The following is a 17074-nucleotide window of genomic DNA, read 5'->3' as shown; positions in this document are numbered from 1 at the left end:
GTCAATTTTACATCTTTCGATGTGATCTTCTAATTGATTAGAATCTCAATGAATTAACTGGTTTTACCTATATATTATCTGTTTAATTTTCAAAGACCAATTTGTTACTTTTTTGTCAGTCTTTAATGACTGCTTATTCATAATATCCTTTTGTGTTTTTATTGTCAATAACTTTTTTAAGTTATCTTTTCAAAACACTGCACTGTTTTCTTCCAACATTTTGTTGATGTCTTGCAGCGACAAGATTTATTATATTAATATTTTACTCACTATATAATTATTATTTCACCTATTTTATAGAATTATTCATCATTTGCTCTATTTTTCTTCTTTTTTATTCTAATTCCATTTACTGATACACTAGGTGTAGTTTTTCGAACTCCTTCCCCATATATAATTTAAATTTATATTTTACAAGCTCTATAGGGTTCCAAGTTCAAACCAAAAATAAGAGTCTTATCAAAGAAGACTATTGATATTACAGTTTATTCTGATATCATGGTTGAAATCAATTAAGAACTAAGAATTAAGAGTGAAAAACCTATAGCCTCCCTAATTATATTGGACAAAGTTAATTTTTAAAATATAGTGGACAGAAAGAGATTATTTTGAATTTAAACTTGAAATCCTATATTATTTAATTACACAAGTTGTATTTAATATGAATTTTTAATTTTATAATTAGGAGGGTTTAATTAAATGTTATTTAAATTATCTTTTCTTGCTATTGCTGGATTTTTTGCAGCTTTTATAGATGCTATTGCTGGTGGTGGTGGACTTATAAGTATGCCCGCTTACCTAATGGCTGGAATACCACCACATCTTAGTTTAGGTACCAATAAGTTTTCAGCTTCAATGGGATCTCTTACTAGTTCATATAATTTTTGCAAATCTGGCCTTGTTAATTTTAAACTAATTAAAATTTTAGGACCATTTACTTTTATAGGTGCAATATTAGGTGTAAAAACTGTTTTGCTCTTAGATGAAAGTTTTTTAAATGTTTTTGTTTTGTTTCTTATATTAGCCATTGGCATATATACAATATTTTCAAAAAACATTGGTGCTGAAGATAACTTTACAGGGTTTAATAAGAAAAATCTAACACTAGGAATTATATTTGCATTTTCTCTTGGATTTTATGATGGTTTCTTCGGACCTGGTACAGGCTCTTTTCTAGTATTTGGTTTAATAAAAATATATAAATTTGATTTTTTACATAGTACAGCTAATACTAAATGTTTAAATTTTATAAGTAACATTACAGCACTATTAACATTTGCCTTAAATAATTCTATAAACTATAAAATTGGATTTATTGTTGCTATATTTATGGTATTAGGCGCTAAGTTTGGTACTAAAATAGCAATAAATAAAGGCTCCAAACTAATAAAGCCTATATTTATAACTATGTCATTAGCTGTAGCTTTAAAAATGCTAATAAATCTAATTTAAAAGAAGAAAGTATTTAAGTTCTACTAATACATTGTCATAGCTTATATAAAGTCTATGCTAAATTAGTTAACTTAAATACTTTCTATATATTTATATTATATGCAAATGTAGTTTTTTATAACACCTTTCTTATTTCTTCTATCTGAAAATCTTTTATGAATTTATTATTTCCTTCATCTTTTAATATTAAATAAATTTTACTATCATCAAACTTTAACACTGATCCTTTTCTTTTAGTTCCTATAATATTAACAGATGTACCTTGAACAACTTTCTTTAAGTGATTTGCCCCACAATATTTACAAACTTCATCATTCTCACATAACCTTTTGCATTCTGTACAATAATAAATTTTCCTCATAAAAATTCCCCCTTTAATATAATGTAATTTCAAAATCTATTTTATACTTATGAATAAAATTATCTTAAATTCTAATTTAAATACTCATAAGCTAAATTGTATTTTTAAAAATAAGCTAAGTGCGGGTTGTTTAAAATAATTTTAAATGTACACTTAGCTTTTAATAATATGTTGTTTCTTATATTATAATTTTAGCAAAATAAATCTCTAATATTCTTATTTTTACTAATTATTAACTATTTATTTATATTTTATATTCACTTTTCATTTTCTACTTCACAAATATGAATATAAAATTTATAATTGTATTAATACTTTTATCATAATTTTGAAAGGATAGTTTTTATTATGATGGTTATACTTTATATAATAGTAATTATTATATTTTTCTTTTTTGCTAAAAATAACTATAGAAAGAGAACTGAATTAATAAATAAAAATATTGAAGAATTTATTGTTGATATATTATCTAACTATAATTTATTAAATGTAGATAATCAAAATAAACTAATTTTGTCTTTGGATAATAATGAAAAATATTATTTTGACTCTATTATAAATAATAATTTTCCTTATAGTTCAAATATGAATGTTGTTCAATCTTATATGTTACATTTACAACAAATTATGGATAAAATAAAAATTTTATCTCATAATCAAAATAAATTATAATTTATGGAATTTTTATATTTTAGAAGGAGTGATATTTATGAAAAGATGTAACAAAAAAAAATCTAATGGCGTTTCTCCTGTTAAAGCTGCTATGGCAGTAGCTGGTATAGCTGCTACTTCAATATTTTTATATGAACAATTTAATAAAATGCATGATAAAAAAATAAGACAGTGTTTTGAAAGATTTGAATGCAATTTTGATGATGAGGACGAAACACTTTATGAATGTGATGATTTAGATGATAATTTTGGAACAATAGCTGTTGATAATAAGGATGAGCATTCTTGTTGTTGTGGAAATGATTGTGGTTGTAATAATAACATTGATTCATCAAACGAAAAAAAGGAAGATACTCTATCTTCAAATGATGATAAAAATAATGCTTAAAATTATATAAGATTTCAATACATTGATAAATTTAATTTTTGAATATATTTTAATCAAAAAGAAAAAAGACTAATTACATTAGCCTTTTTTCTTTTTATCTTAATGCTATTTTATTTCTCCATGTTTTTCATAATTACATATAGTATCTATTTGATTGTTTTCATTTACAAACACAACCTTAGGTTTATGATTTTTTATTTCTTGATCTTCTAAATCGCAATATGCCATTATTATCACTTTATCTCCTACATTAACACACTTCGCTGCTGCACCATTTAAACAAATCATTCCACTTCCTCTATCTCCTGCAATTGTATATGTTTCTAATCTATTACCATTATCTATATCTACTACTTGTACTTTTTCATATTCTAATATATCTGATTTCTCTAGAAGTTCCTCATCTATTGTTATACTTCCTACATAATTTAAATTTGCTTCCTTAACAATAGCTCTGTGTATCTTAGCTTTTAACATAGTTAATCTCATAATAGCACCTCATCTATTCTCTATTAAATGTAAAATTATCAATAAGTCTAGTTTTTCCTATATAAACTGCAATAGCAACTAAAATACTATTTTCTATTTTCTTTACAGGTTTCAGTGTTTTACTATCTACTACTTCTACATAATCTATTTTTGCTAAGGGTTCTTCTTTTATAACTCCTTTTATAACATTAATTACATTTTCTCCTGAAGCTTCACCATTTTTTAATTTTTTTAGTGCTAAATTTAATGATTTATTTAATATTAATGCTGCTACTCTTTCTTCCTTAGACAAATACGTATTTCTAGAACTTTTAGCTAATCCATCTTTTTCTCTTATTATTGGACACCCTACTACATCTATATTAAAATTTAAATCTTCTACCATCTTTTTTACAACTGCTAATTGCTGTGCATCCTTTTCTCCAAAGTAAGCTCTATCTGCCATTGTAATGTTAAATAACTTACTTACAACAGTGCATACGCCTCTAAAATGTATTGGTCTTGATGCACCACAAAGTCCTTCTGTTAATCCTTGAACATTTATATATGTAGAAGCATTATTTTCGTACATCTCAACCGATTCTGGATTAAAAACTACATCTACACCACAACTTTCGCACAACTCTCTGTCTTTTTCTATATTTCTTGGATAACTTTCCAAATCTTCATTAGGTCCAAATTGAGTAGGATTTACAAATACACTTACTATAACTTTATCATTTTCTTTTCTAGCTTTCTTTATAAGACTTTCATGTCCTTCATGTAAATATCCCATTGTTGGAACAAGTCCTATAGTCTTACCTTCTTTTTTCCACTCACTCACTAAATCTTTAATCTCTGATATATTTTTTATTAAAACCATTTTACTCCCCCATATCATTTTTATGATTTTTAACCCACTTTTTCAAACTAATATAATTTCTGTATTATTTCATCTTCAATTTTGAATGTATGTTCTTCACTTGGAAAAGTTTCACTATTAACTTCATCTATATATAGTTTAAATCCTGATGACATTTTTTCTCCTATATTTGAAAATGTCTTAACAAATTTAGGTTTAAAATCATTAAACATTCCAAGCATATCTTGATAAACTAATATTTGTCCATCACACTTATTTCCAGCCCCTATTCCTATTGTTGGTATATCTATAGACTTAGTTATAATTTCTGCTAATTTGGCTGGAACACATTCTAATACAATAGCAAAAGCTCCTGATTTTTCAATTTCTTTTGCTTCTTCTATTAATTGTTTAGCAGCTTTTTCACTTTTCCCCTGTACCTTAAATCCGCCTATAGAGTTTATAGATTGTGGTGTTAGTCCTATATGCCCCATAACAGGAATAGATGCTTTTGTAATAGCCGCTATCTTTTCGCACATATCTTTTCCACCTTCTAATTTAACAGCATGAGCATGTCCTTCCTTTATTAATCTCCCTGCATTATATACAGCATTACTAGTAGATACTTGATATGACATAAATGGCATGTCAGCAACCACTAATGCACTTTTGCATCCTCTTGCTACTGCCTTAGTATGATGAATCATATCTTCCATTGTTACTGATAAAGTATTTTCATAGCCAAGGCAAACCATGCCTAATGAATCACCTACAAGTATTCCATTTATTCCACTTTCATCAATTAATTTTGCCATAGAATAATCATATGCTGTAAGCATTGTAATTTTTTCATTATTATCTTTTCTATTTTGAAATGTGACTACTGTATTCTTCATAACCCTTCTCCTAAAAATCCTTCTATACTTTTATAATCTTTGTTTACATTTTTCATTTTTGCAATGTTTAATAGTTCCTTACTTAAAAGTTTATATATTTCCTTGTCATTTTCATTTAACTTTTCATAATGTTTAATTATAGTTTCTACATCATTTCTTTCTATTGGACCAGTTAAACTATCTATTATTCCATTTTCCATTATGTTTTTAATATTATTGATAATTAATGGATTTAAAGCCTTTAAAGCTTCTTCTTCTTTAAATCCATATGTTTTCAAATATGATTTAGATATATTTATTAAAGCTAATACAAAATTACTAGATATTACACTAGCTGCATGATATAGTGTCTTGTCTTTTTTATTAATTATCTTTACATCATTACCAAGACTATTAAATGCACTTTTTATATTATTTATATATCTACTATCACCTTCTAAGGTTATAAATGCATTTTTTAAACTTTTATAGGAATTATATTTATCACAAATTGCAAATAATGGGTGTATTGAATATCCGTAGGCACCAAACTGTTCTATATGTGTAAAAACATCTGAGGATAATGTTCCACTAAAATGACAAATAACTCTTTTCGAAATGTTATATTCTCGTAATTCACTCCAAATATTTAATATTTCATCATCTGGAGTTGAGACACAAATTATATCACTCTCATTTACTATATCTTTAATACTTAAATAAAATTTAGAATTTGTAAATATAGATGCTTCTTTTGAGGATAAATTGTTTTTACTATAATATCCACTTAATTTAAATTTATTTTCACTTAGATACTTTCCAAAGGAAAATCCTACTTTTCCTGCTCCAATAAATCCAATTTTTATAAATACCACCACCTTAAATATAGATTTTTAAATTTTTAATAAAAATTTAAAATAATTTATTTTTATCTAATGCTTCTAAAAATTATTTCGCTATTAATTCTTTAGAAATATAAATACATTAGTTAAATAAAAAAATTTTCAAATATTTTTTCTATAAAAATTTAAATTTTTTGGTATCCAAAATTCATATAATTTTTGAATCCATACATAATTTAATTTTTTTCAGTGATACTATAATTTATACTTGTATTTAAACAAGCTAGTCTCATTCATTCGATATGAGCTGTCATTTTGTTCATTAATTTGTTTGGTGTAGTTCTTTCTGATACTACCCAAGTATAATTTATCATAATTTTATATATTGTTCAAATATTATTAATTTTTAAGTATTATACTAATACTTAACACTTAAATTAATATTTTCCATTTATGTTTAATTATATCATTTTTTTATTTTCATTTTAAACTTAAAACACTATATAAAACTAATTACAGTTAAATTAATGATAAAACTTTTAACTATTTAAATATTAAATTTAAGTAGTTTCTTATTTATAAAATTTTATAGATATATACATTTAATAAATATTTTACACGGGAATATTTATTATTTTTAATATATTTAAACATTAAAAATTCTTAAAATGGAAAGGAGTATATATTATTATGATGGTTACACTTACTGTTAGAAATCTTATGAATTTAGGTTTATGGGGAAGACTTTGTGAATACAAAGGTTGGGATAAACAGATAGTTAGAGAAGGACTAATTGCTCCAGATACAGAAATTGAATTTGACGACGAATTTTTAAAGAAAGATATAGTGCCAATAGAAGATCTTAAAGTATTTTTATTTAATATTAGTAGTGAAGATGCTTTATATTGTGGTACAGTTTTAGCAAAAGATTTAGATGATGCTAGAATTAGATTAGGTACTATCCATAATGTAAATAAAGTAACTACTATTCAAGAAATAACAAAAGAACAACTATATAATATGAAAAACAAGCACTTAGTCTTAGCAAGAATCCCACTTTAGTATTATAATTTTTAATAATAAAAAAAGATATGCTTATTTAATTTAAGCATATCTTTTTTGGGGTAAATTTTAATATATGAAAATTTAATCTGCTATTTAAATCATCTTATATTATTTTTTTAGTTTTGTTCTGCCCAGTTTGCTGGATAAGTTGTATATGTAAACTTAGCATACTTAGGAACTGTAAAATGTATTGAAGATTTTGCAGGAATAAATATTAAATCACCTTTATTTCCTACAATTTTTTCTCCATTTATATCTATTTCTAGACTTCCTTCTATTATATAGTCTATTTCATCATAGTTTAATGTCCATGCAAAGCTAGTTTCTTTCATTTCCATAACTCCACATCCAAGTCTTGGACTTTCTTCTAATGTTAAAACATCTTTTAAGTAAACTTGATCCCCTTCTTTTCCTGTGTCAAATTTTTCAGGTTTTACAGTTTCAGTTTTTATTGAAATAACTCCGTTTTTACCAACTGTTTTTTCAAAATCAGGAGCTTTCTCTTCTGTAGCTTGTGCTTGTCCTAATTTTTCAGTTATTATTTTTCTTACTATTTCTTCGATTAATGATTCATTTAAATTTTCCATAACAAAATCTCCTTTTTAACCTTTTATATTTTTATATTTTTATATTTTTATATTTTTATGCTTCTTTTTTGCTTGCTACGTTTTTAGTCATTAACATAGCTACCATTACAGCTGTAACTCCACCAACTAATTTACCAATTATCATTGGAGTAATTAATTCTTGGTTAACTCCTGCTGCAAATCCTAAGTGATCTCCAAATACGAATGCTGCACTTACTGCAAAAGCAACGTTTATTATTTTTCCTCTTTCATCCATATCTTTCATCATTCCGAACATTGGTATACTATTTGCAAGTGATGCTATCATACCAGCTGCTGCAACATCGTTCATCTTTAATAATGATCCAACTTTCATAAGTGGCTTCTTGAATACTTTTGTTATAAAGTGTACTAATGGATAAGCTCCAGCTAAGATTATAGCTATATCTCCAACAACTGCTACACCTTCTCCAATTGGTGCCATTCCTGGTATAACTACAAATCCTGTTGCGCTTTCTATACATGCTGCTACAAGACCTAAAGTTATTACTATAGTTATAAATTTACCAAAGTAAGTAAATCCTTTTATCATTCCATTTGGTATAAGTTTTAATCCTAATGCTATAAGTACTGCAAATAATATAATTGGAGTTAAGTTTTTAAGAACTAACATAGCTGGTAATCCTGAAACTACTCCCCCTACAAATGTTCCTACTGGTACTGTTATAATTCCTGCTAAAACACCTTTAGCTAAGTATTGTTGATCATTCTTCTCTATTATTCCTAATGCTACTGGTATAGTAAATACTATTGTAGGTCCCATCATTGATCCTAATATTAATCCTGCAAATGGCGCTACTTGTGCGTTCTCTGCTAATTGTTGAGCTAATTGATATCCACCCATATCACAAGCAAGTAAAGTAGTTGCAAACATTGAAGGGTCTGCTCCTAATGCTTTATATAGTGGTACTACTACTGGTTTTAATAAATCAGCTAAAACTGGAGCTAAACACATTGCTCCTATCATTGCTAAAGCAAGTGAACCCATAGCCATAAAACCTTCTTCAAACTGTTCACCATATCCAAACTTATTTCCTAAAAGTTTGTCTACAGCTCCTATTACTAGGAATGCCATCATAATATACACAATAATTTCATTAATGCTCATATATCGCACCTCTTTTCTTAAATTTTAAACTGCTTATTAGAGAAATATCTCTATGTTGAAATTTAAATTAAATTTCTATATTATCATCTTTAAAACTATATTGATTTAAAGACTTTGTAAAAGAAGTTTACTTGGAGAAGGGATTACTACACTATGAATTATTTTTTGAGAATTTAAAAAGTCTTTTGCTGACTTAACGCCTTCTTCAACACTAGACACAGAACCATTAATTATAAAATAAGCTCTTCCTGCAATACCATTTCCTAAAACTAGTCGTACTAAATTTACATCAGATGTTTTTAATGCTACATCTAAAGCTATAATTGAAGATGTTACTGTAGAAAACTCTATTATTCCTATAGCATTAAAATTTGTTACAAGTGGTCTTTTTTTTAATCCACTTAAAACTTGTTCATGAACTCCTGATATTATAGTACTCTCAACTAATCTTTTTTCACTTTTGTCAGCTTTCTCTATAGCTTCTTTTATTTCTTCAACATCTCCAGAAATTATAGTTAAAAACTTTCCTGGACATATGTGTCTTAGAAGTTCAACATCTACAAATGAAGATTTTAAAAGAACATCACTTATTTCTATGCCTTTTGCAACGCTACTAAATTCTAATATTCCTAAAGCTTTTTTCATAAATTTATTCTCCATTGTATATTTAATTATCAAACTCTAATGAATCAATAATTCCAACTATAGTAGCATCTATTGGTGCCTTTTTGTCATCAAGCACATATCTAGCTGAACTACCTCCAACTATAATAACTTGGTCGCCAATTCCTGCACCTACAGAGTCTACTGCAACTATTGCATCGTGTGTAAGATCTCCTTTATAATCCAGTTTTCTTACAACTAAAAATTTAAAACCACTAAGATTCTCGTCTTTTCTAGTTGCCCATAAATGTCCTGTTACTTGTCCAATAACCATAATAAGTTCCCTTTCCTCTCCTAAATAAACTTTCTTAACTTTCTATTGTTATAGTAATGTTATTTATTCTTGCAAAATCTTTCGCTAATGGAGTAATTATAGATTTCTTAGAAATTCTAACTTCTTTAGCTCCATCTTTTTGCATATTTTTCATATCTATTTCTGATACTAACTTTTTAGTTATAACATTTTGATGTGTTCTAACATCTACCTTTTCTAATGATTTAACTTGTGTTTTTTCTTCACTTTTATTTGCACTTTTTTCTGTAACTTTGCTACCTATAATAGCTCTTAATGATGTGAATTCAACACCGAATGTTGATAGTTTTTCCTTATAACCTTGGAATACTTCTATTAATCCTTTTGGTGCTACATCTTCATATTCTTTATATTCTAATCCCTTTTCTAATCCGTATACTTTCTTTCCCTTTAAAAGAATATCTATAATAGCTTTTTCTTTTTCTGAGTTTTGATATCCTTGTGCTATATTAATTAGCTCATTATTAGAAAGGTTTTGTATTAATATAAATTCATAATTGTCTAAATTACCCATAGAATCTATTGAATCTACTGACATCTCATTTTCAGCTAAAATCTTTTTTACTACTGGACAAAGATTTTCACTTTTTTCTAATATTAATACTTTTTTATTATTATTTACTTCTACCATAAGCTTTATTCGCTTCATAACCTCTTTAGTTATAAGTTCTATTAACTTATCATTATCCATAGGTTTCACTCCTTCCCCCCTGTATTCGAGATTTTAAACATTCTCTTTTGAAGCACAGTTGATTGCTATTCCTAAAGGAGTAACTAAAAATGGGTTTAATGGTTTAATAGTTTCTATACCTGTTTCTTTTTTTATTATTCTCTCAAAATCTTTAAGACAACAAGTACCACCTACTAAGTAAATTTTCTCTACATTAAATCCTTGTATGTGTGTTCTAACAATTGAACCTATCTTTTGAATTACAGGTGTCACAATATGAAAAATCTCATCTTGATTCTTTATATCTTTTTTCTTTTCTTCTGCTTCTTCAAACGGAATTTTATATGCACCTGCAACTACTAGTGACAATTGAGTTCCTCCTGTCGCTTCATCTGCTGTGTATATTACTTTCCCATTTTCAAAAATTGACAATCCTGTTGTTCCACCACCTACATCTACAACTACGCCATTTTCAACTTCTAATACAGCATTTGCTGCAGTGGGTTCATCCTCTACAGATACAACTTCCATTCCAGCACCCTCAACAACATACATATGAGTTTTTATATCTCTTTCACCTGTTCCTGGTGGTACTGCTATTGCTGCTTTTGTAAGTTCAAATCCAAGTTTATCTTCAAGTTTTTTCTTAAGTTCTCTAACTATATTAGTAGCTCCAATAAAATCTACAACTAACCCATCTCTTACTACTTGTGCAAACTTCATTTCACAAGCAACTGGCTGTTTGTTTTCATCTAAAACCACTATAACTATATATGCAGTTCCTAAGTCTACTCCTACATATAATTTGTCACTAGCTGAAACTTTTTTAGGACTTTTTATTGATTGTTCTACCTTTTTTATAAGCTCATCAACTTTATTTAAGTTAGCCATAATTAACCTCTTTATTTAACTATTTCAGCATAAACACCTTTAGTAAATCCACAGGCATTTGCTTCATCATAATCAATATGAATTACAGTATTAAATTTATCGCTTACTCTAACAGCTACTTCATCAAAAATTAAACTTCTCTCTCCAGATATTTTAACTTTTACATCTTCACCATTTTTAATTCCATATTTACTTGCATCTTCTGGAGTTATGTGTATATGTCTTTTAGCAACAATTACACCTTCACTTAAAGAAACAGCTGCATTTTTTGAAACTATAGTTATTGGTGCACTATTTTTTATATCTCCTGACATTCTAACAGGTGCATTTATTCCTATAGAAACTGCATCACTTTTTGAAAGTTCAACTTGAGTATCTGCTCTTGCAGGACCTAAAACCGCTACATTTTGCATAACCCCCCTTGGGCCAACAAGTGTTACTTTTTCTTCACAAAGATATTGTCCTGGTTGAGATAAATCTCTAACTTTTTTAAGTTCATATCCTTTTCCAAAAAGAACTTCTACTTCCTTTTGAGAAAGATGAACATGTCTTCCTGATGCTTCTACTAATATTCCTTTGTTTTCTTTTTTCTCTTTTAATCTTTTAACTACTTCATCAATGATGTAGTTAATTTCTGAATTTGATATTTGCACTCTTTTCACCTCTTATTTGTACTTTCCAGCTACATATTTACACATCATTACATAAAAACAACTACTTAATCTATTCATTGCTAGTGCTATATCATTTCTTGAAAGTTCACCGTCTTCATTTATAAATGCATTATAAGCTACTATTTCTACTTCTCTACTCTCAGCTCTTAAACTATTTAGTTCTACAACTACATCTCCCATTTGATAATTTGGGAAAATTATATGTTCTGTACCTAAATATTTCTTAGGATTGTGAGAATGTGCTTTTAATTCTTGTTCATTTAAACCAAGAAGTTTAAATTCTGGTAATGGATCTTCCATTACTTCTGATGCAAGTATTAATCTTACATAGTCAAGAATTTCTTCTAACTCTTCTAGTACCTTAACCTCATTTAAATTCTTACATACCACTTCTGATTTTAGTATTTGAGCTTGAAGTGAATCTAGTCTTCCTCTTAAAACTATTCTTCTGTGTCCTTTAGAAACTAACATGTTTCCTTTTAGTTGAGTCATATGTTCTGGTTTATTTTCAAAAGCTCCACCATTTATAAATTTATAACGTGGTATAAATTTATTTTCTTTTGCTTCTGGAACTTTTGGATTTTCGCTATCAAAAGCATTTTTTGCATTGCTATTTTTTATAAAATTAGTTCCATCATATTCTTCTTTTACATCTGATTCATTAGATTTATAAACTAATTTAATGCCCTTATCTTGTAAATATTGTCTAGCTGAAGGAGTTATTATCACACCTTTTTCAACTACATATTCACTAATATTCTGATTTTTAATCTTACTTCTTAAAGTGCTTTCTGTTAATACGCTCATGTATTTCACATCCTTTACTATAGGGTTTTAAGTTGTTTTTTACTTAAATACCCGAAATAGTTAAACATACTCCTTATTGGACCTTGTTTTCCTATAAGATGCCTTAAACTTAATCATACCCATGGACTCTTAACTATAAAAATCAAACTAATTTGATTTAAGCAAGGCCAACTTAATTGGATTGCCATTACATTGTTATAAGTTCATGGGCATGATAAACAATTTATTCTTTATTCTTTTGCTTTGTTAATCCTAAGCTTCGAATTTTGGAAGTATAACTTCAACTTCTCCGTGTGGTCTTGGGATTACGTGAACTGATACTAATTCTCCAACTCTCTCAGCAGCTGCAGCACCTGCATCTGTAGCAGCTTTAACAGCTCCAACGTCTCCTCTTACCATTACAGTTACAAGACCTGCTCCGATTTGCTCTTTTCCTATTAAAGTTACGTTAGCAGCTTTAACCATTGCGTCTGCAGCTTCTATAGCTCCTACTAATCCTTTAGTTTCTATCATTCCTAATGCGTTCATGTTTGCCATTTGAAATTCCTCCTTAAATTTACCTTTAATATTTTTTTATTTATAAGTTTTATATTGTAAGTGAGGAAAAGTTAAGTTTTTCTTAACTTAATCCTCTATAATTCATCTTGATTAAGAAAGTGATGCTAACTGTTCAACAACTTTCTTTATTATTAATTCTAATTGATCTTTAGATATTGAAGATTCAGATTGAGTACAGCTTGGACATTCTTCTCCTCTAAGTTCTTCAAGTTCTCTAACTCCACATGCAACTCTTTTTATGTTAATTAAGTTAAGTGGTCCTATGTTATCAGAAGTTGAACTTCCTCCAACTGCTCCACAACCTAATGTAAGTGCTGGAACAAGATTTGTTGCTCCACCTATTCCACCTAATGCTCCTGGAGTATTTACTAACAATCTAGATACTGGAATTCTTAATCCGAAAGTTTTTATAACTTCGTCATTGTTTGAGTGAAGTACTAAAGTATGTCCTTTTCCTTCATTCATTAAGATTCTTGTACAAAGATCAATTCCTTCTTCTAAATCATTAACTGTGTAGAATGCTAAGATTGGAGTTAACTTTTCTCTTGAATAAGGATTATCCTTACCAACAGTCGTTTGTTCAGATATTAATACTCTGCTTCCAGCTTTAACATTTAATCCAGCCATTTCAGCTAATTTTTCTACACTTTTACCAACGATTTGTGGGTTCATTGTTCCATTAGCTCTTAATATGAAGCTTCCTAATTTTTTAGATTCTTCTTCATTTAAGAAGTAAGCACCTTGTCTTATAAGTTCTTCTTTAACAGCTTCTTTCATAGATTTTTCAACAACTACTGATTGCTCAGATGCACAGATTACTCCGTTATCAAAAGTCTTACTATCTAAAATTCTCTTAACAGCTAATTTTATATCTGCTGATTTATCTATAAATGCTGGACCATTTCCTGGACCAACTCCGATAGCTGGTGTTCCTGAACTATAAGCAGCATGTACCATTGCTTCTCCACCAGTTGCTAGAATTAATGCTGTATCTTTGTGTTTCATTAATTCACTTGTTCCTTGTAATGAAGGAATTGTTATGCATCCAATAAGACCTTCTGGTGCTCCTGCTTTTATTGCTGCATCATTTAATATTCTTGCTGTTTCAATGATACAATTTTTAGCATTTGGATGTGGTGAAACAACTATACCATTTCCTGCTTTTAAAGAAATTAATGTTTTATATATAGTTGTTGATGTAGGATTAGTTGAAGGAATTAATCCTGCTACTACTCCAACTGGCACTCCAACTTCAAAGTACTTTTGCTCTTTGTTTTCGTTAATTATTCCAACTGTTTTTGTGTTTTTCATGTTTTCATAAACAACTCTACTTGCAAAAGTGTTTTTTACGATTTTGTCTTGCCACTTTCCAAATCCTGTTTCTTCCCAAGCCATTTTAGCAAGCTTAACAGCTTCTTTCTCTGCAGCTTCTGCTACAGCTTTAACTATTGAATCTACTTTTTCTTGAGAAAATGTTTTATATATTTCTTGAGCTTTTTTAGCTCTAGTTATTAATGTTCTAGTTTCTTGTAATGATAATAAATCTTTATCTAAAAGTTCCATTTATTTTACGCCTCCTACTGCTCATTAAGTATAGCTTCTACAAGTTGTTCTTTTTTACTAAACTTAATTTGTTTTTTAGTTAGAGAAAGCTTATGTTCTTCTTTAAGTTTTCTAGCTATAGTTCTTAGTTCTTGAACTTTTAATGATTCTAACTCTTCTTTAGTCATTTTCATTACATGTTCAATTTCTATACTAGTTTTTAAAGTTTCTTTTTCACTTTCATTCTCTAAAGTTTCTTTAGCGTCTATGTTCTCTTCTACTATCTCAAGCTCTTTAGCATCATCTATATCTTCTATATCATTTGCTAAATTTTCACTTTGAGAGCTTTCATAGGCGTTTAATTCTTCAATTACTGCAATTTCTTTTTTCTCTTCAAACATACCCACAACGCTTTCGTCTGCTCTAGCTATTACATGAGTATTTCTTAATGTTCCAACTTTATCAATTGCTATACAAGCAGCTTCTACTGCAGCTTTTACAGATGCTACATCGCCCGTAATTACTATTGTAACTATTCCACTGCTTACAAATTCACAACTTACAAATTCAACATTTGCAGACTTTAATGCTACATCAAGACCTTCTACTGCTCCAACAAATCCATAAGTTTCTAAAAATCCTAGTGTGGATTTCTTCATATTCCTCACCTAATCTTAATATTCTGTAGGATTTTCTGCTACAAATTTAACTGCTGCTGCAAAGGCTTCACAAGCTGCTTTACATGCTGATTGGCTTCCTGTTAATAATCCTCCACCAAAGTTTGTTTCTGATGGTGGTCCAAAGAATGCCTTTAATTCAACTGCTGCTGCTTTCATAGCTGCATCTAATGCATACATAGCTTCTAATGGTGGTGCTATAACATAAGCTAATGCTTCACCTTCTCTTATTCCTGCTGTTTTAGAAAGATATGAACCTGTTCTTGATATACATTGTGCATAGTATGGAATTGAATCATCATCATTTGCACTGTAGAATGTTGCTACTCCGCTTTCGATGAAATCAACTGCTGCATTCATTCCACTTCTAACTTCTGCTGGACTTGGTCCTGCTATTATTCCTATAACTTCTCCTGCTAATTTACTATTAGCATTTGCTGCTCCACCATAAAATGATTTTGCATAAACTACTTCAACATCTGCTGCTTTAGTAGCTTCATCTAATGCTGTGTAAGTTACATCATCACAATCAGCAGTTAATATTCCAACACTTTTGTGCTCAGGTTTTAAATCGAATTCTTTTGCCATATCAGCATTAACATTTGGTATTATTTTAACTGCTAAAACTGATGGACGTAATTGATCGTTTTTCATAATGCTATACCCCCTGAATTATAATTTTAAATCTAATCCACTTGCTTTTTTATCTAACATTAGTTTTATTATATCTGCAATGTAAGCACCAGCTTCAACTGCAGGAGTACCGCCCTTATGTATGTTAGATACAACTGTTCTTCTTGATTCTGGCATTCCAACTGTTGCTTTGTAAGCTATATAAGCACTCATACTTTCAGCTGTTACAAGACCTGGTCTTTCTCCAACTAATAGACAAGTTACATCTGCTCCAAGTTCTTCTGATACAACATCCATAGTTCCAACTCTTCCAAGTCTTACGAAGAATGGGTCTCCTATAGATATTCCGTGTCCTTGTAATCCTTGAATTAATGCTGGTAATATATCTTTTATGTTAGCTTCGATAGCTTTTGAGCTTAATCCATCAGCAATAAATATTTGAACTTGAGGATTTCTCTTGAATGAACTTAATTTAGCTAATTCTTCTCTAGATATTTGTCTTCCAAGGTCTGGTCTTGTTATAAACTGGTCTTTAGATTCACATTTTGTTTGAAGTGTTATTAAGTTCATTTCTTTTAATAACTCTTCATTAACATCTGTAAATACAGCATCTTGAGCTGCAGCGTGGTCTGCTCTAAATCTTAATACTGTTTCAGTTTTGTATCTTGTTCCAGTTTTGCCTATTCCTATTCTTGCAGGAGTATGCTTTTTCATTTTTAAGTATGCTTCTGCATCTTCTGGATTCTCTACTAATAGAGTTGTTCTTATATCTTTTTCTGTGATGTCTGGAATCATTCCATTCTCATCTACAGATGTATTTTCTGTGTTATTATTTGCTGCGGCATTAACATTTGAACCGCTATTAGCTGTCATTTCTACTAATACTTGTTCTACTAATTTTTTTAAATCATTTTCTGAAAACATGTT

At 28.7% G+C, this 17074-nt stretch carries 22 protein-coding genes; 4 read left to right on the top strand and 18 right to left on the bottom strand.

What is annotated here, in order from left to right; translation table 11 throughout:
- Nucleotides 1–699: 699 nt before the first annotated feature.
- Complete coding sequence (locus tag AC07E4_RS07305) at nucleotides 700–1452, top strand: TSUP family transporter (RefSeq protein WP_430830700.1); 753 nt, start codon at nucleotides 700–702, stop codon at nucleotides 1450–1452.
- A gap of 115 nt (nucleotides 1453–1567) precedes the next feature.
- On the opposite strand, the gene AC07E4_RS07300 is transcribed toward AC07E4_RS07305, so the two are convergent.
- Nucleotides 1568–1813, bottom strand: coding sequence for a hypothetical protein (locus AC07E4_RS07300; protein ID WP_478216028.1), 246 nt, complete (start codon nucleotides 1811–1813; stop codon nucleotides 1568–1570).
- 348 nt (nucleotides 1814–2161) lie between these two features.
- Here AC07E4_RS07300 and AC07E4_RS07295 point away from each other — a divergent pair, with 348 nt between their 5' ends.
- Both AC07E4_RS07295 and AC07E4_RS07290 read left to right on the top strand, forming a co-directional pair.
- The gene (locus AC07E4_RS07295; RefSeq protein ID WP_040329584.1) at nucleotides 2162–2485 is read left to right on the top strand and encodes a hypothetical protein; all 324 of its coding nucleotides are present in this window, start codon (nucleotides 2162–2164) and stop codon (nucleotides 2483–2485) included.
- A 37-nt stretch (nucleotides 2486–2522) separates the two neighbouring features.
- A complete protein-coding gene (locus tag AC07E4_RS07290; protein WP_040329585.1) occupies nucleotides 2523–2873 on the top strand; it encodes a hypothetical protein in 351 nt (116 codons plus the stop codon).
- 105 nt (nucleotides 2874–2978) lie between these two features.
- Here AC07E4_RS07290 and panD read toward each other — a convergent pair whose 3' ends face one another.
- From panD to AC07E4_RS07270, 4 genes are read right to left on the bottom strand one after another with little or no spacing between them, the layout of a single operon-like run.
- On the bottom strand, nucleotides 2979–3362 hold the full coding sequence (panD, locus tag AC07E4_RS07285; protein ID WP_040329586.1) for an aspartate 1-decarboxylase: 384 nt from the start codon (nucleotides 3360–3362) through the stop codon (nucleotides 2979–2981).
- 13 nt (nucleotides 3363–3375) lie between these two features.
- The gene (gene panC, locus AC07E4_RS07280) at nucleotides 3376–4224 is read right to left on the bottom strand and encodes a pantoate--beta-alanine ligase (RefSeq protein WP_478216027.1); all 849 of its coding nucleotides are present in this window, start codon (nucleotides 4222–4224) and stop codon (nucleotides 3376–3378) included.
- Between the two features lie 47 nt (nucleotides 4225–4271).
- Nucleotides 4272–5099 (bottom strand): 3-methyl-2-oxobutanoate hydroxymethyltransferase, encoded by an 828-nt coding sequence (gene panB, locus AC07E4_RS07275; RefSeq protein ID WP_040329588.1) that lies wholly within the window; start codon nucleotides 5097–5099, stop codon nucleotides 4272–4274.
- Nucleotides 5096–5953: a Rossmann-like and DUF2520 domain-containing protein gene (locus tag AC07E4_RS07270; protein ID WP_478216026.1), complete on the bottom strand. Its 858-nt coding sequence runs from the start codon at nucleotides 5951–5953 to the stop codon at nucleotides 5096–5098. Before AC07E4_RS07270 ends, panB begins: the two co-directional genes overlap by 4 nt.
- Before the next feature lie 657 nt (nucleotides 5954–6610).
- On the opposite strand from AC07E4_RS07270, the gene AC07E4_RS07265 reads away from it, so the two are divergent.
- Complete coding sequence (locus tag AC07E4_RS07265; RefSeq protein WP_040329589.1) at nucleotides 6611–6982, top strand: hypothetical protein; 372 nt, start codon at nucleotides 6611–6613, stop codon at nucleotides 6980–6982.
- A 119-nt stretch (nucleotides 6983–7101) separates the two neighbouring features.
- Here AC07E4_RS07265 and AC07E4_RS07260 read toward each other — a convergent pair whose 3' ends face one another.
- From AC07E4_RS07260 to eutC, 13 genes are all read right to left on the bottom strand, one after another.
- The gene (locus AC07E4_RS07260) at nucleotides 7102–7572 is read right to left on the bottom strand and encodes a cupin domain-containing protein (protein WP_040329590.1); all 471 of its coding nucleotides are present in this window, start codon (nucleotides 7570–7572) and stop codon (nucleotides 7102–7104) included.
- A gap of 55 nt (nucleotides 7573–7627) precedes the next feature.
- Nucleotides 7628–8719, bottom strand: coding sequence for an ethanolamine utilization protein EutH (gene eutH, locus AC07E4_RS07255; RefSeq protein ID WP_040329591.1), 1092 nt, complete (start codon nucleotides 8717–8719; stop codon nucleotides 7628–7630).
- Between the two features lie 105 nt (nucleotides 8720–8824).
- A complete protein-coding gene (locus tag AC07E4_RS07250) occupies nucleotides 8825–9364 on the bottom strand; it encodes a BMC domain-containing protein (protein WP_478216025.1) in 540 nt (179 codons plus the stop codon).
- Between the two features lie 22 nt (nucleotides 9365–9386).
- Nucleotides 9387–9656, bottom strand: a complete 270-nt coding sequence (locus AC07E4_RS07245; RefSeq protein WP_040329593.1) for a EutN/CcmL family microcompartment protein — start codon at nucleotides 9654–9656, stop codon at nucleotides 9387–9389.
- Between the two features lie 34 nt (nucleotides 9657–9690).
- Nucleotides 9691–10386 carry a TIGR02536 family ethanolamine utilization protein gene (locus tag AC07E4_RS07240; RefSeq protein WP_242838442.1) on the bottom strand — a complete coding sequence of 232 codons (696 nt, stop codon included), beginning with the start codon at nucleotides 10384–10386 and terminating at the stop codon, nucleotides 9691–9693.
- A gap of 33 nt (nucleotides 10387–10419) precedes the next feature.
- Nucleotides 10420–11256: an ethanolamine utilization protein EutJ gene (gene eutJ, locus AC07E4_RS07235; protein WP_040329595.1), complete on the bottom strand. Its 837-nt coding sequence runs from the start codon at nucleotides 11254–11256 to the stop codon at nucleotides 10420–10422.
- Between the two features lie 11 nt (nucleotides 11257–11267).
- Nucleotides 11268–11909, bottom strand: coding sequence for an ethanolamine utilization phosphate acetyltransferase EutD (gene eutD, locus AC07E4_RS07230; RefSeq protein ID WP_081771026.1), 642 nt, complete (start codon nucleotides 11907–11909; stop codon nucleotides 11268–11270).
- A gap of 12 nt (nucleotides 11910–11921) precedes the next feature.
- Nucleotides 11922–12737: a cobalamin adenosyltransferase gene (locus tag AC07E4_RS07225; RefSeq protein WP_478216024.1), complete on the bottom strand. Its 816-nt coding sequence runs from the start codon at nucleotides 12735–12737 to the stop codon at nucleotides 11922–11924.
- A 252-nt stretch (nucleotides 12738–12989) separates the two neighbouring features.
- Entirely contained in the window at nucleotides 12990–13274 is a 285-nt protein-coding gene (gene eutM / locus AC07E4_RS07220; protein WP_040329597.1) for an ethanolamine utilization microcompartment protein EutM, read from the bottom strand.
- 111 nt (nucleotides 13275–13385) lie between these two features.
- A complete protein-coding gene (locus tag AC07E4_RS07215) occupies nucleotides 13386–14858 on the bottom strand; it encodes an acetaldehyde dehydrogenase (acetylating) (protein ID WP_040329598.1) in 1473 nt (490 codons plus the stop codon).
- Between the two features lie 14 nt (nucleotides 14859–14872).
- Entirely contained in the window at nucleotides 14873–15496 is a 624-nt protein-coding gene (locus AC07E4_RS07210) for a BMC domain-containing protein (protein WP_040329599.1), read from the bottom strand.
- A 15-nt stretch (nucleotides 15497–15511) separates the two neighbouring features.
- Nucleotides 15512–16168 carry an ethanolamine utilization microcompartment protein EutL gene (gene eutL, locus AC07E4_RS07205; RefSeq protein WP_040329600.1) on the bottom strand — a complete coding sequence of 219 codons (657 nt, stop codon included), beginning with the start codon at nucleotides 16166–16168 and terminating at the stop codon, nucleotides 15512–15514.
- Between the two features lie 18 nt (nucleotides 16169–16186).
- Complete coding sequence (gene eutC / locus AC07E4_RS07200; protein ID WP_040329601.1) at nucleotides 16187–17071, bottom strand: ethanolamine ammonia-lyase subunit EutC; 885 nt, start codon at nucleotides 17069–17071, stop codon at nucleotides 16187–16189.
- Nucleotides 17072–17074 lie beyond the last annotated feature (3 nt).

The sequence above is a fragment of the Clostridium amazonense genome (genome assembly GCF_056431285.1).
Note: the sequence above shows the minus strand (reverse complement) of the source record. Positions and strands in the feature narration are given on the sequence as shown.

Excerpts from the sequence above, each read along its gene's own strand:
- AC07E4_RS07305 (WP_430830700.1), top strand. The coding sequence starts at position 700 with ATGTTATTTAAATTATCTTTTCTTGCTATTGCTGGATTTTTTGCAGCT.
- AC07E4_RS07300 (WP_478216028.1), bottom strand. The coding sequence starts at position 1,813 with ATGAGGAAAATTTATTATTGTACAGAATGCAAAAGGTTATGTGAGAAT.
- AC07E4_RS07295 (WP_040329584.1), top strand. The coding sequence starts at position 2,162 with ATGATGGTTATACTTTATATAATAGTAATTATTATATTTTTCTTTTTT.
- AC07E4_RS07290 (WP_040329585.1), top strand. The coding sequence starts at position 2,523 with ATGAAAAGATGTAACAAAAAAAAATCTAATGGCGTTTCTCCTGTTAAA.
- panD (WP_040329586.1), bottom strand. The coding sequence starts at position 3,362 with ATGAGATTAACTATGTTAAAAGCTAAGATACACAGAGCTATTGTTAAG.
- panC (WP_478216027.1), bottom strand. The coding sequence starts at position 4,224 with ATGGTTTTAATAAAAAATATATCAGAGATTAAAGATTTAGTGAGTGAG.
- panB (WP_040329588.1), bottom strand. The coding sequence starts at position 5,099 with ATGAAGAATACAGTAGTCACATTTCAAAATAGAAAAGATAATAATGAA.
- AC07E4_RS07265 (WP_040329589.1), top strand. The coding sequence starts at position 6,611 with ATGATGGTTACACTTACTGTTAGAAATCTTATGAATTTAGGTTTATGG.
- AC07E4_RS07260 (WP_040329590.1), bottom strand. The coding sequence starts at position 7,572 with ATGGAAAATTTAAATGAATCATTAATCGAAGAAATAGTAAGAAAAATA.
- eutH (WP_040329591.1), bottom strand. The coding sequence starts at position 8,719 with ATGAGCATTAATGAAATTATTGTGTATATTATGATGGCATTCCTAGTA.
- AC07E4_RS07250 (WP_478216025.1), bottom strand. The coding sequence starts at position 9,364 with ATGAAAAAAGCTTTAGGAATATTAGAATTTAGTAGCGTTGCAAAAGGC.
- AC07E4_RS07245 (WP_040329593.1), bottom strand. The coding sequence starts at position 9,656 with ATGGTTATTGGACAAGTAACAGGACATTTATGGGCAACTAGAAAAGAC.
- AC07E4_RS07240 (WP_242838442.1), bottom strand. The coding sequence starts at position 10,386 with ATGGATAATGATAAGTTAATAGAACTTATAACTAAAGAGGTTATGAAG.
- eutJ (WP_040329595.1), bottom strand. The coding sequence starts at position 11,256 with ATGGCTAACTTAAATAAAGTTGATGAGCTTATAAAAAAGGTAGAACAA.
- AC07E4_RS07225 (WP_478216024.1), bottom strand. The coding sequence starts at position 12,737 with ATGAGCGTATTAACAGAAAGCACTTTAAGAAGTAAGATTAAAAATCAG.
- eutM (WP_040329597.1), bottom strand. The coding sequence starts at position 13,274 with ATGGCAAACATGAACGCATTAGGAATGATAGAAACTAAAGGATTAGTA.
- AC07E4_RS07215 (WP_040329598.1), bottom strand. The coding sequence starts at position 14,858 with ATGGAACTTTTAGATAAAGATTTATTATCATTACAAGAAACTAGAACA.
- AC07E4_RS07210 (WP_040329599.1), bottom strand. The coding sequence starts at position 15,496 with ATGAAGAAATCCACACTAGGATTTTTAGAAACTTATGGATTTGTTGGA.
- eutL (WP_040329600.1), bottom strand. The coding sequence starts at position 16,168 with ATGAAAAACGATCAATTACGTCCATCAGTTTTAGCAGTTAAAATAATA.
- eutC (WP_040329601.1), bottom strand. The coding sequence starts at position 17,071 with ATGTTTTCAGAAAATGATTTAAAAAAATTAGTAGAACAAGTATTAGTA.